The organism is Nocardiopsis listeri NBRC 13360 (assembly GCF_001570765.1).
Taxonomy (GTDB): Bacteria; Actinomycetota; Actinomycetes; order Streptosporangiales; family Streptosporangiaceae; genus Nocardiopsis; species Nocardiopsis listeri.
Genome location: NZ_BCSH01000001.1, coordinates 1 through 14,959 on the forward strand (window position 1 = coordinate 1; position 14,959 = coordinate 14,959).

Annotated in this window: 11 protein-coding genes; 4 read left to right on the forward strand and 7 right to left on the reverse strand. The window is 68.6% G+C overall.

Annotated elements, in window-relative coordinates; genetic code table 11:
* Positions 1-371 precede the first annotated feature (371 nt).
* On the forward strand, positions 372-1,733 hold the full coding sequence (locus NLI01S_RS00005; RefSeq protein ID WP_067597471.1) for a four-carbon acid sugar kinase family protein: 1,362 nt from the start codon (positions 372-374) through the stop codon (positions 1,731-1,733).
* 410 nt (positions 1,734-2,143) lie between these two features.
* Here the strand turns inward: NLI01S_RS00005 and NLI01S_RS00010 are convergent, their stop codons facing one another.
* The 5 genes from NLI01S_RS00010 to NLI01S_RS00030 all read right to left on the reverse strand — a co-directional run bounded on the left by NLI01S_RS00010 (position 2,144) and on the right by NLI01S_RS00030 (position 7,018).
* A complete protein-coding gene (locus NLI01S_RS00010; RefSeq protein WP_067597080.1) occupies positions 2,144-3,031 on the reverse strand; it encodes an alpha/beta fold hydrolase in 888 nt (295 codons plus the stop codon).
* 97 nt (positions 3,032-3,128) lie between these two features.
* Positions 3,129-3,461, reverse strand: a complete 333-nt coding sequence (locus NLI01S_RS00015) for a DUF4873 domain-containing protein (protein ID WP_067597082.1) — start codon at positions 3,459-3,461, stop codon at positions 3,129-3,131.
* A gap of 15 nt (positions 3,462-3,476) precedes the next feature.
* Complete coding sequence (locus NLI01S_RS00020; protein ID WP_067597085.1) at positions 3,477-5,000, reverse strand: flavin-containing monooxygenase; 1,524 nt, start codon at positions 4,998-5,000, stop codon at positions 3,477-3,479.
* Between the two features lie 237 nt (positions 5,001-5,237).
* The gene (locus tag NLI01S_RS00025) at positions 5,238-6,152 is read right to left on the reverse strand and encodes an AurF N-oxygenase family protein (RefSeq protein ID WP_067597088.1); all 915 of its coding nucleotides are present in this window, start codon (positions 6,150-6,152) and stop codon (positions 5,238-5,240) included.
* An 11-nt stretch (positions 6,153-6,163) separates the two neighbouring features.
* Complete coding sequence (locus NLI01S_RS00030) at positions 6,164-7,018, reverse strand: SDR family NAD(P)-dependent oxidoreductase (protein ID WP_067597091.1); 855 nt, start codon at positions 7,016-7,018, stop codon at positions 6,164-6,166.
* A 239-nt stretch (positions 7,019-7,257) separates the two neighbouring features.
* Between NLI01S_RS00030 and NLI01S_RS00035 the strand changes: the two genes are divergently transcribed.
* A complete protein-coding gene (locus NLI01S_RS00035) occupies positions 7,258-8,037 on the forward strand; it encodes a MerR family transcriptional regulator (protein ID WP_067597094.1) in 780 nt (259 codons plus the stop codon).
* A 190-nt stretch (positions 8,038-8,227) separates the two neighbouring features.
* On the opposite strand, the gene NLI01S_RS00040 is transcribed toward NLI01S_RS00035, so the two are convergent.
* Entirely contained in the window at positions 8,228-10,084 is a 1,857-nt protein-coding gene (locus tag NLI01S_RS00040; RefSeq protein ID WP_067597098.1) for a GMC oxidoreductase, read from the reverse strand.
* A 223-nt stretch (positions 10,085-10,307) separates the two neighbouring features.
* Between NLI01S_RS00040 and NLI01S_RS00045 the strand changes: the two genes are divergently transcribed.
* Positions 10,308-10,955, forward strand: coding sequence for a DUF6230 family protein (locus NLI01S_RS00045; RefSeq protein WP_067597101.1), 648 nt, complete (start codon positions 10,308-10,310; stop codon positions 10,953-10,955).
* A 4-nt stretch (positions 10,956-10,959) separates the two neighbouring features.
* Positions 10,960-12,339: a DUF6114 domain-containing protein gene (locus NLI01S_RS00050; RefSeq protein ID WP_067597103.1), complete on the forward strand. Its 1,380-nt coding sequence runs from the start codon at positions 10,960-10,962 to the stop codon at positions 12,337-12,339.
* 73 nt (positions 12,340-12,412) lie between these two features.
* Here NLI01S_RS00050 and NLI01S_RS00055 read toward each other — a convergent pair whose 3' ends face one another.
* A complete protein-coding gene (locus NLI01S_RS00055) occupies positions 12,413-14,242 on the reverse strand; it encodes a UvrD-helicase domain-containing protein (protein ID WP_067597474.1) in 1,830 nt (609 codons plus the stop codon).
* Positions 14,243-14,959: the final 717 nt, after the last annotated feature.

The window sequence follows — 14,959 nt, forward strand, 5'->3', positions numbered from 1 at the left end:
CCCGCCCAACCACCAGAAGGTTCTCTAGTCGAGGCGCCCCATCCAGACACCCGCCACCCGCCCAACAACCGGGGGATTCTCTACTTCAGGCGCTCCAGCCCCACCACCCACACCCTGGGCAGCACGAAACCGGCGAAACCAGCGGCTCCCCAAGATCAATGGGATCACGCCCGGCCGACCTACCACCAGCTCGAAGTTCTGAGCCTGTGGATAACCAGGCCGAGGCGGGAGAGTGCGGGGCAAAGGAGTGGCGACCGTAACCGGTGGATTCGCCGTCCGGCCACCCTGTGGGCAACGCTCTCCGCACCTCCGCTTGGCTCTATGTTGGAAGGAGGAAGGTCCAGGCTTCACGCACCCGAATGGAGACACCCGTGGCTCAGGTACTCGTGGTCGCAGACGACCTCACCGGTGCCAACGCCACCGGTGCGCGGTTCGCCCGCACCGGTATGCGAGTGGCCACGGTGACCCCCGAACACGTCAGCAGGGTCGCCGGTGACTACGACGTGATCGTGGCCAACCTGGACAGTCGCCACGTCCCGGCCGAACAGGCGGCCGACCTGGTCACCGACGTCATCGAGGCGGTGTGGCCGGTCGGGCTCGTGGTCAAGCGCACCGACACCACCCTGCGCGGCAACATCGGTGCCGAGGTCGAGGCCGCCTACGACGCCGTTCGTGAACGGGTGCCCTCGGGGACCCGAGTGCGGGTACTGTTCACCCCCGCCTTTCCCGGTTCCGGTCGCATCACCGAGGACGGAGTGCAGCTCCTCAACGGTGTTCCGTTGGAGCACACCGACCTGGCCAGGGACCCGCTCTTTCCCATGAGCACCAGCGTGGTCGCCGACATCCTGGCCGCCCAGACCGACCTGCCCGTCCGGCACGTGCCGATCCGACGGATCACCCAGGAAATGCTCACCGCCGAACTCCTCGCCGGAGACGAACCGGTCGTGGTCTGCGACGCCTCCACCGAGCAGCACCTCACCGACATCGCCGAGGCCGCAGCCTCGGCGCACCACTCCGACGGCACGGTCTGGGTGGCCGTCGACCCCGGCCCCACCGGAGCACTGCTCGCCTACGCCCTACGCCTGCGCGGCCAGGCCGGCTCACGCGGCCCCATGCTGGCGGTGGCCGGCAGCACCACCGAGCTCACCCGACGCCAGCTGGCCACCGTGGCCCGTACCGGCGCGGTGCGTTTCGTCGACGTCGACGCCGTGCGGCTCAGCGACCCCGAAGACGACCACACCGACACGGTCGCGGAGGAACTCACCGAACACCTGTCGTCCTCGGGTTTCCCCGAACTCTGCGTGTTGCGGTTGGTCACCGGCTCCGAGGACGTCCGGGAGCTGCCACCCCAGGCCCGTGCCGAACTGCCCGGTCGGCTCGCGGGTCTGGTCTCCGACGTGGTCAACGAACTCGCCGACAGGGTGGGTCCCCACGCTCTGCCCAGCGGCCTCTACCTGACCGGAGGCGACCTGGTCGCCAGTGTGCTGGACGAGCTCGGCGTGCACGCCTTCGACGTCGGTGGCGAGGTGGTGCCCCTGGCGATCCACGGCCACCTCAGCGGGGGCCCGCTCGACGGAACCCCGGTGGTGGCCAAGGGCGGCATGGTCGGCGACGACATCACCCTGGTCGAGTGCCTGGCCAAACTCCGCCGTGCCGTCCAGGCTCGCCTGCACCAGGTTCACTCGGAGGTGTCCGAACACGTGATCCCCACCCTGACGCGCGACCCCGTCTGAGTGAGTGGGTGAGCCTCAGGCACTCGGGTCCGACCACCCGAGGCCGAAGTCGTGGGCTTACGGAGAGGCGTCCACCTGGAGGGTGGGTCTCACCTCCGGTGTCCGGCACCCTCCCTCAGGTGGAGGGCACTGGGGCGGTCGATCGGCGTCCCGCCTTCCACCCCGCCCCGCCTCCCGGTGGCGCAGACGCTTCAGCCTTCGTTCGGCGCGCAGGGGCCTCGTGCGGGTACGGTCCCGGGTCCTGTGCCGACTCGTTCCCTCCGGTCGACCGGATGATGGTCTACGCACAGCATTCCTGGCTGATCCCGCAGGCGGAGATCCTCATCGTCGACGACTACGGGATCGAGGGGCCGAAGACCCTTCTGGCGGAGGCCGACCTGCCCGCCTGGTGTGGCGGGCAGGTCCAAGCCTCAACGGGTCGCGGGGAGGTCGACGGCGAGCTTGTCGACGATCTCGGCGAGGGTGTCCGGGGCCTCCAGCGGACCCATGTGGCCCAGGGCGGGGATCTCCCGTACCTCCTCGCAGTTCTCCAGGAGACCACCGAGGTGGTGGGCGTGCCAGGGCGGGGTGAGCTTGTCCTCGGAACCCCCCACGACCACGGTCGGGACGGTGATCCGGCGGACGGAGTCGTCCAGGTCCAAAGTGGTCATGACCCGCCCCCATTCGCCTCGGGGGACACTGCCACAGCCGTGGACCAGACGAGCGCACAGGCGCCTGGTCGCCTTGTCGGTGCCCTTGGCCATGACCAGGTAGCGGAAGATGTGCTCGCTGACCGGGGTGGCCGGGCCCAGGGGGAGCGGTGCGGTCAGGAAGACCTTCGCGCCAAGGGTTCCCAGTGGGCCCGGCAAGGGGATCGCCGTCGACTTCGCCGTCAGGTCGGTGCTGCCGGTGTTGGTGAGCAACACCGCGCCCACCTTCTCCTGGAAGGTCTCACGCGGGGCGGACGCCATGATCGTCATGCCGCCCATGCTGTGCCCGGCGACCACGACCTTCTCTCCTTCGGGGACGGTCGCCGTCAGAACGGCGCACAGGTCGTCGGCGAGCTTCTCGGTGCCGTAGCCGGCCTTGGTGATGGGTGTCTGACTACGGCCGTGCCCGCGCTGGTCGTACAGGACCACGCGCAGGTCGGGGTCCAGCCGTCGCACCACACGACCCCAGGAAGCGAGTGAGGTCGCCCAGCAGTGCGAGAAGACCACGGTCGGACCGTGGTCCGGGCCGCGGACCTCCACGTGCAGCAGGGTTCCGTCGGCGGAACGTACCTGGAGTTCCCGTGCGTGGCACACGTGTCGTGTCGCCATCGGATCACCTCTCGGGTGTCGTTTCGGTGCGGAAAGGGTGGGGGAGGAAGAGGTGCCCCCCGGGCCGGCGCGTGACCCGGGGGACGCTTGTATCCCCTCAGTCGTCCTCCAGGACGATACGGGGGACGGCGTAGGGCGGGGTGCCCACTCCGTTGACGGGGTGGCCTCCCCACAAATTGGGGGCTTCCAGCCGGCCGACGCCACGGTGACCGTCGGGGGTGCGGACCACGACGGCCCGCACCCCGTCCTGGTAGGCCTTGCTGACGTCCGGGTGCGCGGACAGCCGTCCGGTCCAGCGGTAGTCACCGGTCAGTGGAGAGAAGTGGCCGGCGATGTGCGCCTCGACCTCGGGTCCCTCGGTGGCCTCCTCGGAGAACAGGACCGTCACCGTGCCTTGGTATTCCTCTTCGTCGTCGTCGAAACCGCTCATGGTCTTCCTCCTCCGTCAGGCCGCGGTGGTCTTCGCGCGAGTGGATCGACGGGTCGAACGAATCCGCCGCAGGTCGTAGTTGTGCGGGTCGAACCAGCGAGTGCGCAGCGCGAAGTTCCAGGTGAAGGTGGGCCACAGGGTGGTGTTGCGGCCCTCCTCGTTGAGGTACCAGCTGTCACAGCCGCCGGTCACCCACACGGTGCCCCGCATCGACTCGTGCACCATCTCGTTGTAGGCGTGTTGGGCCCGCGCCCGCGGCTCGAGCCGGTCGATCCGGTTGCCGCAGACGAACTTGAGGGCCTGCATCGTGTACCGGATCTGGGCCTCGATCATGAACACCTGTGAGGTGTGACCCAGGCCGGTGTTGGGTCCGGCCAGTACGAACAGGTTCGGGAACCCGTTGACCGTGGTGCCTCGGAAGGCCTGCGCGTCGGTGCCCCAGTGTTCGGCGAGGGAGCGCCCCTTGGAATCGAACACCCGGCGTGCGATGGGAGGGTCGGAGACGTGGAAGCCGGTGCCGAGGATGATGGTGTCGACCTCGTGCTCGGTCTCTCGCCCCGAGGGATCGCGGGTGACCACGGAGTTCGGGCGGATCTCGACGATGCCGTCGGTGACCACGTCGACGTTGGGGCTGGCCAGCGCCGGGTAGTAGTCGTTGGACATCAGGATGCGCTTGCAGCCGGCGCGGAAGTTCGGTGTGAGTTTGCGGCGCAGCTCGGGGTCCTTGACGCTGCGGTTGATGTTGGCCCGGCCCAGCCGTTCCACGACCTTCAGCAACGAGGGCTTCTTCGCGAACCCGAAGATGTAGGTCTCGCGCCCCCAGTAGATGCTTTTGCGGGCGACCTGTTGGGCACCCGGAACGTTCCGGTACAGCCACCGTTCCGGCCCGGTGATGTCGCGGTCGTGGCGGAACATCACCCACGGCGCGGTGCGCTGGAAGAGCGTGAGTCGGCCGACCTTCGGCTGGATCCGCGGCACGAACTGGATGGCGGAGGCGCCGGTGCCGATCACCGCGACCTTGCGGTCGGTCAGGTCGTGGTCGTGGTCCCACTCGGCGGAGTGGAACAGCCTGCCCTCGAAGGTGTCGATGCCCTTGATGTCGGGGAGGGAGGGATCGGCGAGCGGGCCGGCACCGCTGACCACGAACTGGGCGGTGAGGATTCCGCCGTCGGTCTCGATCCGCCACCGGTTCCGGTCGGGCTCCCAGTGGGCGGCCTTGACGTCGCTGTCGTAGCGCACGTGCTCGTCGACGCCGTGTTCCCCGGCCACACGCTTGATGTAGTCCCAGATCTCGGGCTGGGGGGAGAAGGTGCGGCTCCAGTTCGGGTTGAGTGCGAAGGAGAAGGAGTACAGGTGGGAGGGGACGTCGCAGGCGGCGCCCGGGTAGGAGTTGTCCCGCCAGGTCCCGCCGATGCCGTCGGATCGTTCGAGGACGACGAAGTCCTTGAGCCCGGCCCGCCTGAGACGGACCGCCATGCCGATGCCGGCGAAACCGGAGCCGATGACGGCCACCCGGTAGTGCGGTACTGCTTCGGTCACGTCGCTCTTCCCTTCTTGGCCCCGATCGGGACGCATTACTTTACCGGCCGGTAGGTATGCCCCGGGGGTGGCGCGTACCGTCCACCGGGGAGAGGGACCGGGGCTCGAGGACGTGGCGCGTTTCGCCCTCGGGCCCCGGCGTCGGGACCGCCGTCGGAAGGCGTGGCGCGTTTCGCCTTCCGACGACGGCGTTCTCGGGGGCACGACGGTCCCGGACGGGGGTCGTGCCGGTGCGGGTCAGCGGCCGAGCAGTCCGGCCTTCTTCCAGAAGTACCGGCCCAGGCCGGAGATGGCGCCCGCCGTCTCCAGGGTGTCGACCACCTTGCGGGAGGCCCAGGTCTTGGTGTCGATCCAGCGCGGGTTCCGCTTGGCGACCCGGTAGGCCTCCTTGGGGTCGAGCCCGACCTGCTCGTAGACCTTCGGGTTGATCAGCCGGGTCGCGGAGTAGTACGTGACCAGACCCAGCACGATGCGGCTGTAGGCCTTGTTGAGGGCACCGCGCTGTGGCCAGTCGCGTTTGAACTCCTCGCGGGCGTAGCGCATGTGCCTGGCCTCCTCGGTCACGTGGATCCGCGCGACCGCGCGCACCAGGGGGAGGATCTCCTCGTCCGGGATGGCCTCGCGCTGGAACTGGTCCAGGACCTCCTCCACGAACAGCGCACCGGCGAAGATCAGAGGGCCGTGCGCGATCGTCTTGAAGAGCCGTCCGAGCTGGTGGGCGACCGGGTCGAGCCTGTGCGCCTCCCACCCCAGCTTCTCGATCATCTTCGCGAACATGACCGTGTGCCGGCACTCGTCGGCGATCTCGGTGTAGGCGTATTGGACGTGCAGGGTGGTGGGGTCGTTGTCGTAGGTGTGCCGGACCAACATCTGCATGAGGATGGTCTCGAACCAGATGCCGATGGTGGCGATGCTTGCCACTTCCAGCCGCGACAGCTCCTTGCGCTGGGCGTCGGTCATCCGTTCCCACAGATGGGTGCCGTAGAGGGAGATGCGCTCGGGGCGGATCCCCCACATGTCGGGGTCGACGGGGGCGTCCCAGTCGATCTCGATGAGCGGGTCGTAGGAGGCCTTGGCCGAACCGCGCAGGAGACGCTTGGCGATGTCCTCGCGGTCGGTGGTCTTGGGCTTGCCCGCGACTTCGGCGGTCATCTACTCCTCCTTCAGGAGAGGGCGGTAGGTGTGTACTGGGTGCCGTGGCGCGAGTGGAGCCCCCGTGCGATCTCCGCGTCGGCGAAGGTGCCGTCGGTGAGGAGCAGGCCGAGCTGGAGCGACACGATCTGTTCGGTGGCGCCCGGGAAGTGCCGGGTCAGGTGCAGGGCCGCGGTGCCCAGGGCGGTGGAGGCGATGTCGCGTGGGGGGTGCTTGGCCCCGGCGGCCCGGACCACCGCCATGACGGTGTCGCGCTCGGTCTCGGCCGGAACCACACCGTCGAGGGAGGCGCCGGTGGCTCGGGAACTCTCGTGGATCGGGGTGTCGACGAAGCCCGGGTAGACGGTGGTGACGTCGACGTGGGTGCCGTATTCGGCGCGTACGCAGTCCGCGTAGGCCGAGACCGCGCGCTTGGAGACGGTGTAGGCGCCGGCGAGCGGCAGTTGGAGGTTGGCCAGCAGGGACGAGGTGACGATCACGCGCCCCCGGGACCGGACGAGGTGGGGCATGGCGGCGGCGGTGACCCGCCAGGTGCCGAGGAGGTTCACTTCCAGCGCCTGGTGGGCGTGGGTGTCGGGCGGGTGGCCGATGTCCACGGACGGGCCGACGCCGGCGTAGTGGATGAGCAGGTCCGGTTCGCCACCGAGCAGTTCCACCGCTTCAGCGACGCCTTCGCGTACCTGTCGGTCATCGGTGATGTCGCAGGCGATGACACCGGGGGCGGGCTTGCGGTCGATGCCGACGACGTTGACACCGAGGTGGCGCAGTACCGCGACGGTCGCGCTGCCGAAGGCTCCTGAAGCGCCGGTGACGATGGCGTTCTGGCCGGGGAGCCGGCGCAGGTGACGAGGCAGGGGGGCCGTCATGTGATCTCCTCCACAGTCATTGCCGGAACGTTACAACGGTCATTGTCACAATGCAATGGGATGAGGCCGGCTATTTACTCGTGAGTAGGTCCGGGTGTCCGGGGCGTTCGAGGCGGGAGCCGTGACACGGCACGTACGGTTTCGCCGGGAAGGTGTCGATCGTCGTCGACGACGTCCACCGGGCTGAGGGGACGCGGTTACCCATGAGTACGGCCCGGCCGTGTCTCTAGGGTGGTGCCATGGCCGAATACCGCATTGACGAACTCGCCCGGCTCGCCGAAACGACGGTGCGCAACGTCCGGGTGTATCAGGACAGAGGGCTGCTGGCGCCCCCACGCCGTGAGGGTCGAGTGGGCATCTACTCGGAGGCGCACCTGGCGCGCCTGCGGCTGATCGGCCAACTGCTCCGCCGCGGCTACACCTTCGCCAACATCGGCGAGATGCTCCGCGTGTGGGAGCGCGGGGGCGACCTGTCGGAGATCCTCGGTTTCGAGTCGGCCATCGGTGACGCCTGGAGTGACGAGATCCCCGACTACGTCGGCCTCGGAGAGCTCCGGGAGCTCTTCGGTAAGGAGGTCACCCCCAGGACCATAAGGCGCGCCCTGGCGCTGCGCGTCATCGAACGCGACGGCCTGCGGTTCCGGGTCCCCAGCCCGCGCCTGTTCCACGCCGGGGTCGAACTGGTCAAACTCGGCATGACGGTCGGCTCGGTCCTCGACATCGCCGAGAACCTCAGGAACCGGATCGGCGACGTCTCCGAACACATGGTCCGCATGGTGTCGGACCACATCATCAGCGAGTACACCCCCGGGAGCGTCATCCAGGCCGACGAGGTGGACCAGATCTCCGAACTGGTCCGCAGGGTACGGCCCCTGGCCCAGCAGGCCGTGGACGCGGTGCTCGCCCAGGAGATGGCCCACCACCTCAGCGACGTCATGGGCGACCATTTCGCCGACGCCCTGGAAAAGCTCAAGGAAGAGGACGTCGAAGGGTACGAGGGTTCCACGAGCCACCCTTGAACCCCCGACACGGACCGAGATCGCTCAGGCGGCGGGTCGCCCCTTCGACCCCGTCGATCCGGACCGATCGTTCCCCCGCCCCGAGACGAAGCCCCCGCCGGGCCCGGCCGTCGACCACGGAGCCGGGCCCGAACACGCGCCGCGAGGTACCTGAGGAGGGTGGGTCGTGGGGATTTCGAGGTGATACCGCTCAGGCCTTCTCCGGAGTCTCCCCGGCCCCTGGGACCCGTGCGGTCTCCGAAGCCGGCTCGACCACGGTCAGTGGCAATGACGTGGTGTACCGCAGCTCGGCGAACGCGCCCGCCGGAACCGCGGGGTCGCGCGGGAACACCGGTTTCACCCGCCGGTACTTCACGCCCTGTTCCGGGCGCGGGTCCTCGTCGCCCTTGTTGGGCCACATCGACAGTGCCCGTTCGGCCTGCGCGGTGATCGTCAGCGACGGGTTCACGCCCAGGTTGGCGGTGACCGCCGAACCGTCCACCACGTGCAGACCAGGGTGTCCGTACAGCCGGTGGTAGGGGTCGATCACCCCGTTCTCGGCGCTGTCCCCGATCGGGCAGCCGCCCAGGAAGTGCGCGGTCATCGGGATGTTGAACGGATCTCCGACGGTTCCGCCCGGGTATCCGTCGATGCGCTCGGCCAGGCGGGTCGCCGCCTCCTGCCCCTCGGGGATCCACGTGGGATTGGGCTCTCCGTGCCCCTGCCTGGAGGTCAGCTTCTTGCGACCGCCGAACAGGCCACGCGCGACCGAGGTGGTCAGCGAGTTGTCCAGGGACTGCATGACGAGTCCGATCACGGTCCGTTCCGACCAGCGCCGGTTGGAGAAGCTGCGGGCGAACACGTAGGGGTGGCGCAGGGCCAGACCGATGTAGCGCAGCCAGCGCGGGACCCTTCCGCCGCCCGGCACCTGGATGGTGGTGAGCAGCCCCATCGCGTTGGAGCCCTTGCCGTAGCGGACCGGTTCGATGTGGGTGTTGTCGTTGGGGTGGATCGAGGACGTGATCGCCACCCCGCGCGTGAGGTCCTCCGGTGGGGGCACCCGCTTGCTCATCGCGCCGACGAGCGCCTCGGAGTTGGTGCGGGTCAGGGTGCCCAGTCTGTCGGACAGGCGCGGCAGGAGTCCCTCGTCGCGCATTCGGTGCAGCAGGGTCTGGGTGTTGTAGGTTCCCGCGGCGACCACGACCTGGCGCGCGGTGAACGTGCGGGCGTTCTCCTTGCGCCGGGGCGCGTCGGTGCGCAGGGTGTCGACGGCGAACCCACCGCCCTCCGACCCGGGGCGTTCGCGCACCCGTTCGACGGTGGTCAGCGGACGCACCTCGGCACCGCCCCGCTCGGCGAAGTACAGGTAGTTCTCGGTGAGCGTGTTCTTGGCGCCGTGACGACAACCGGTCATGCACTCACCGCACTCGGTGCAGGCCTTCCGATCGGGGCCGGCACCACCGAAGTAGGGGTCGCCCACGGACTCACCCGGCGTGGCCTTGGTGCCGGTGCCGTCCTGGCCATCGCCGAAACACACGCCCACGGGGGTGAGCCGGAAGGTGTCGCCCACCCCCATGTCCTCGGCGACCGCCTTCAGGTGCACGTCGGAAGGGGTCATGGAGGGGTTGGTGCGCACACCGAGCATGCGGCGGGCCTGGTCGTAGAAGGGCGACAGCTCCGACTTCCAGTCGGTGATGTGCCGCCACTGCGGGTCCTCGAAGAAGGGGTCCATCGGGTGGTAGAGGGTGTTCGCGTAGTTGAGCGAACCCCCGCCCACTCCGGCCCCGGCGAGGATCATGACGTCCTTGAGCAGGTGGATGCGCTGGATGCCGTACATGCCGACCTGTGGGGCCCAGAGGAAGTTCTTCACGTCCCAGGAGGAGGAGGGCAGGGTCTGGGGGGTGAAGCGTCGTCCGGCCTCCAGGACGCCGACTCGGTAACCCTTCTCGGTGAGACGGAGGGCGCTCACCGATCCACCGAAGCCGGATCCGATCACGACCACGTCGTAGTCGAAACGGTCATCCGCTTCCTCGGGTGCGGTGGCGTCTGGTGCGCTCTGAGGGGACATGGGTTCAGGCCTCTACTTCCCAGGTTGGGCGGTGGTTGTCCGTAATGAGCCGGATACGAGTCCGCAACGATGATGGCGCCATCTAGAAATGTGACAATACATATTGTAATGTTCGTCACTACCGCCGAGTAGGGTGTGTTCCAAGTAACACACGTGGCGTGCGTCGGCGCAAGTTCCTTCCCCCTCGTCGTCCCCCCGACGACGGAATCCTCTGGAGGTACACATGCCCAAGGCACCCGAGGAAGCGCCGGAGGCGTCTCAGGGCCCGCCTGAGCAGCACGAAGGCAACGGTGGGACCCGCTGGCGCAGGTTCGCGCTGCTCGCGGTCCCCGGATTCGTCGCCGCCGTGGTCCTCGGTGGCATGACCACCCAGGGCGTGCTCGCGTCCTCCTTCGCGGTCTCCGGTGACAGCTTCAAGATGTCCGCCGACAACCTCAGCGGCAGCGGCTTCAGCCAGTACGGCGACGTCGCCGAGTCGGTCGACGGCTCGGCCCGAGCGATCGGTCTGTCCACCGTGAACACCGCCGAGCTGCGGAACCTGTGCATGTCCTCCCTGTGGGACCTGCCCATCGGTGAGGCCACACTGGTCATCACCGCGGGCGAGGAGAGCCCGGTCGAGGGCACCTCGATGGTCATCGACATCGAGCAACTCCAGGGCGACGCGGAGTTCGGCGCGATCGAGATCGGCCGTGACGCCGGCACCCTCGACAAGACCGATGGCGGTCAGGGGCCGGAAGGCGGTTTCGGTCTCCAGGCGGACACCATCTCGGTCGACGACATGGAACTGACCTCCTGGGCGGTCACCTCCGGCTCGCTGCGTCTGAGCGGCCTGGGGCTGGCCATCAAGCCCGGAAACCACGAGTGTTTCTGATCCCATGGCCCAAGCGATGACCCTGCTCCGCACCGGATGGGGACGGTTCCGGAACTGGCGGCGCACTCGGCCGTTCTGGGGCGGCCTCCTTCTCGCCGCGGCCGGTATCGAGCTTCTGGTCGCCCCGGCCGCGCAGAGCCTGATCCTGCCCATCGACCTACTCGTCTTCTCCGGGATGGCCGGCGTCTCAGGCAACCTCATCGGCGGACTGCTGATCGTGATCGGTGTGCTGAGCTGGTTGCAGCCGGCCCAGCGCACCTTCTTCGGTGTGGTCGGACTGATGCTCGCGTTGGTGTCCTTCGTGACCTCCAACTTCGGCGGCTTCGTCATCGGCATGCTGCTCGGCATCGTCGGTGGGTCGCTCGTGTTCGCCTGGGGACCCGAGGCCCGGAACCGACCGCGTGGGCGACGCAGGGTCGAGGACGCCCGGGCGACCGACGAGGGAGGAGAGGGCGAGAACGCCGCGAACCGAGACAACGCCGCGAACCGAGACCCCGACACCTCTACCGAAGGTCCCGTCACCGAGGACGTCACCGTCGACGAACCGCGTGGCGGCACCCGGCCCCTGGCCGCGATCGCCCTTCCCGTCGCCGTCGCCATGACCATCGCGGCGGCACCCGCCCCCACCCTGGAGTGGCCCTGGGACTGGCTGCTGCCCGACGACGAAGAGTCCGAGACGCCGCCCGAGGAGAACCCCTCCGCGAGCCCTTCCGATGAACCCGAGACACCGCCCGAGGAACCCGACCCCGGTGAGGACGAGGACGTCGAGGAGCCCCCCGAGGAAGAGGAGGAGGACGAGGAGGGCGAGGAGGACCCCGAGGGCCAGGACACCGACCCGTCCGCGTGCGAACCCGCCCTTGGCCAGGACGCCGTCGTCGAGGACGAGCGAGAACTCCTCGACATGGTCCAGGCCTGTCGGGCGGCGCAGGAGGAGGGTGAGTACCCGGAGGTCGCGGTCGCCTCCGGTGACGGCTGCTTCCAGGGCTCCACCCGTGAGTCCGGTCTGACCGCCGACAGCCTCACCATGTTCGGCGCCGGCTACGAAGGCGTGGTGGAGTGCCCGACCGCCGACGGTCCACGGCGCTACCTCAAGATCACGATGAGCAGCTCCAACATGAGCGGCGGCGAACTCTGGTTCAACGACTCCGGAACCCGCCGATCCCTGGGCCTGCCCTCGATGGATCTGGAGGGCGACGTCGAACTCCACGTCACCAGCATGCACGTGCGACTCCTGGGGATCCCGATCACCTTCACCCCGGACTTCCCACCGCCGTTGCTGCTCCCGATCATGTACGTCACCGACGTCGACGTCGGTGATCCCATGGCCTACACCGACAGGATGGTCATCTCCGACATGGACGGGGACTTCGCCGCCGGGGAGTGATTCGCCCCAGGGGAGCGAACGGGCGGGCCGGGACGTCGATCGACGTCCCGGCCCCTTTCCGTGCGCGACTCGGTCAGCGGCTGTCGGCGATCAGCCTGCTGGGCCGGCCCACGTGCGACACGTACAGCGCGTCCCGTGCCCGGGTACAGGCCACGAACAGCAAGGTCCGCTCCTGCTGGATCGCGTGTTCCAGGGCGACCTGGTCACCTTCGGCCGCCTCGATCACGGCCTTGGGCGGCAGCAGGTGATCGCTCACCCCGACCAGGGCCACGCACCGGAACTCCTGGCCCTTCATCCGGTGCATCGTCCCCACGCGAACCGCGTCCGGCGTGCCCGCGCCTTCCAGCGGCGTGGTGGAGATCCCGCGCGCCTCCAATTCCTTGGCGACTCCGCGCGCCACCCACTGGTTGCGCCCGGCCACCGCTATCTCGGACGGGTTCACTCCGGCCTCCAGCCACACCCGGACCCAGTCGCCCAGGGCGTGGAGTTCCTCGGTGCGGTTGTCGCAGCCGCGGACCACCGGGGCGGGGCCGCGTAGCAGCGAACGGTAACCGGCGAGTGTGTCGGCGTCGTCGTCCATGCCCAACGCGGCACGGCGATCCAGGATCGGCATGCTCCAGTCGAGGATCTCCTGAGTCACCCGGTAGCTGACCCGCAGCCGGTGACCACGGCCGCGCACGTTGATCCCCAGCGAGGCCAGCGACACCCGGTTGTCGGACACCCGCTGGTGCGGGTCACCGACGATGAACAGGTCGTCGGGTCCCTCGGGGACCGCGGCGCGCAGCATCCGCCACTGCGTCGGATGCAGGTCCTGGGACTCGTCGACCACCGCGTGTCGGAACAACGGGCCCGAACGCGTGAGCAGCCGGGCCGCCTCGGCGGCCAATTGCGGGTAGGACCACAACCCCTCCACGCGCATGGCGCCGACGTAGCGCCGGACGGTCTCCCAGACCTGACGCCGGTGCTCGGGTGCCAGGTGCTGGACGCGGCCGCTGCGCTCACAGCGGATGTAGTCGGGCAGCGACTCCAGGCCCTTGGCCAGGATGACCTGTTCCCACTCGTCCACCAGGAACCGCCCGGAGAAGGGCAGCCCGTCGGCGAGCGCGACCGCGCGCCACCGCTGGGCGAGTTCGTCATTGCCGATCATCCGCGGCGCGATGCTGCTGTGGCTCTGCGCCACGGAACGGGCCAGGCCGTCGATGGTGGACACCCGCACACGTGACCTGGTGTCGGGGTCGGGCAGCAGCCGGTCCAGACGGTCCGCCAGGGACTGGGCGAGTGCCCGGTTGTAGGTGGTGAGCAGTACCGACTCACCGTTGGACTCGGGGCGTGCGGCGGCGTCCGCTTCGGCCAGGTGCGCGGCGCGGTAGAGCGCCATAACGCTCTTACCGGTGCCCGGGCCTCCGGTGACCTGCACGGATCCGTTGAAGTGCCCCGAGGTGACCCGCTGCTGGTCCGGGTGCAGGGTGATCTGCCACTGCTCGAAGGGCGCGTTGAGGGCGCCGGACAGTTCGGGTGGGCCGACGGGGGTGAGGTCGACGACGCCGAGCCCGAGTTCGACGGGTGCGTCGGTCAAGGCCCGAGGACGCAGGTTCTGGGCGTAGCGCAGCGCCTCGGCGCGCGGGCGCACGGTGAGCAGCCGGTATCGCGGGTCATCGATGTCCTGTTCCGCGGCCTCGTCCTCGTGGGACTCCGCGCACGGGTCGGGGGCGATGACGCCGGTCCAGTCGGAAGCGATGGGCACGACCCGGACACGAGGGTCGGCGGCGCCCGCGACGGATTCCAGTTCGGTGGTCTCTCCGGCCTGGTAGGCGCGCATCACGGCCAAGGTGCCGAGTTGGACGTCGGGCGCGAGGCGGTTGAAGTCGCTGAGAAACGTCGGGGCGATCGCAAGGGCGGACACGTCGTGGTCTCCTCCGGTCTTCGACCTGATGGTGGCTCTGCTGGTTGGTCGGATCGGATGGGCGTCGCGCGAGAGGAAGCCGGTCGGGCGTCCGTTCGCGTTCATCTGAAACATGCTCGCTACGGAATTTGGGCAAACGCTGTCGGGAAGGCGAAGAACGGGATATTTCGGGAACCCGCGGAGTCTCGTGTCTTCGCAGTTCAAGGCGTGGCTTACGAAGAGGTGTTCGAAGCAGATCGCCAAGGTTTTCGAGCCCTTGTGGCCGACTTTCCGTGACCTGCGGTTTCTTTGGAAGTCTCGGTGTCCAAAATCCGGTTAATGGGCTGGCCGAAACTGGGGGCGTGCAGGTGTGACGAACCCTCTCGCTTGGAAACACGTGGGGAGTGGGGGGGTGAGTGCGGTCGTGCGTGGGCGAAGTGACCGAAACCCGACAAGGTGGCTGATCGGGCAACACCCGAAGAACATGAGGCGTCCCCACGCCCTGCTCACTGTCTGGCCGGTTGCGGACACGCTCTGTGCAGGGCGGGGTGTGTTGCGGGATCGTGGAGGCACCCGGGAGGGAACCACGCGTGGTTCGGGACTCTGCCGGGGTCCGTCCTACCCCGGCAGAGTCCTCAACCACCCTAGAGAAGCAGTACCCGACTCCCGTTCGGCCCAAAGCGGGACGGGGGCGCCTTCCTCGATCACGCCGGTCGCCGAACCGCCACCGACGCTCCA

Coding starts and splice junctions, on each gene's coding strand:
- NLI01S_RS00010 (WP_067597080.1), bottom strand. CDS start 3,031: ATGGCGACACGACACGTGTGCCACGCACGGGAACTCCAGGTACGTTCC.
- NLI01S_RS00050 (WP_067597103.1), top strand. CDS start 10,960: ATGGCCCAAGCGATGACCCTGCTCCGCACCGGATGGGGACGGTTCCGG.
- NLI01S_RS00025 (WP_067597088.1), bottom strand. CDS start 6,152: ATGACCGCCGAAGTCGCGGGCAAGCCCAAGACCACCGACCGCGAGGAC.
- NLI01S_RS00035 (WP_067597094.1), top strand. CDS start 7,258: ATGGCCGAATACCGCATTGACGAACTCGCCCGGCTCGCCGAAACGACG.
- NLI01S_RS00015 (WP_067597082.1), bottom strand. CDS start 3,461: ATGAGCGGTTTCGACGACGACGAAGAGGAATACCAAGGCACGGTGACG.
- NLI01S_RS00045 (WP_067597101.1), top strand. CDS start 10,308: ATGCCCAAGGCACCCGAGGAAGCGCCGGAGGCGTCTCAGGGCCCGCCT.
- NLI01S_RS00040 (WP_067597098.1), bottom strand. CDS start 10,084: ATGTCCCCTCAGAGCGCACCAGACGCCACCGCACCCGAGGAAGCGGAT.
- NLI01S_RS00030 (WP_067597091.1), bottom strand. CDS start 7,018: ATGACGGCCCCCCTGCCTCGTCACCTGCGCCGGCTCCCCGGCCAGAAC.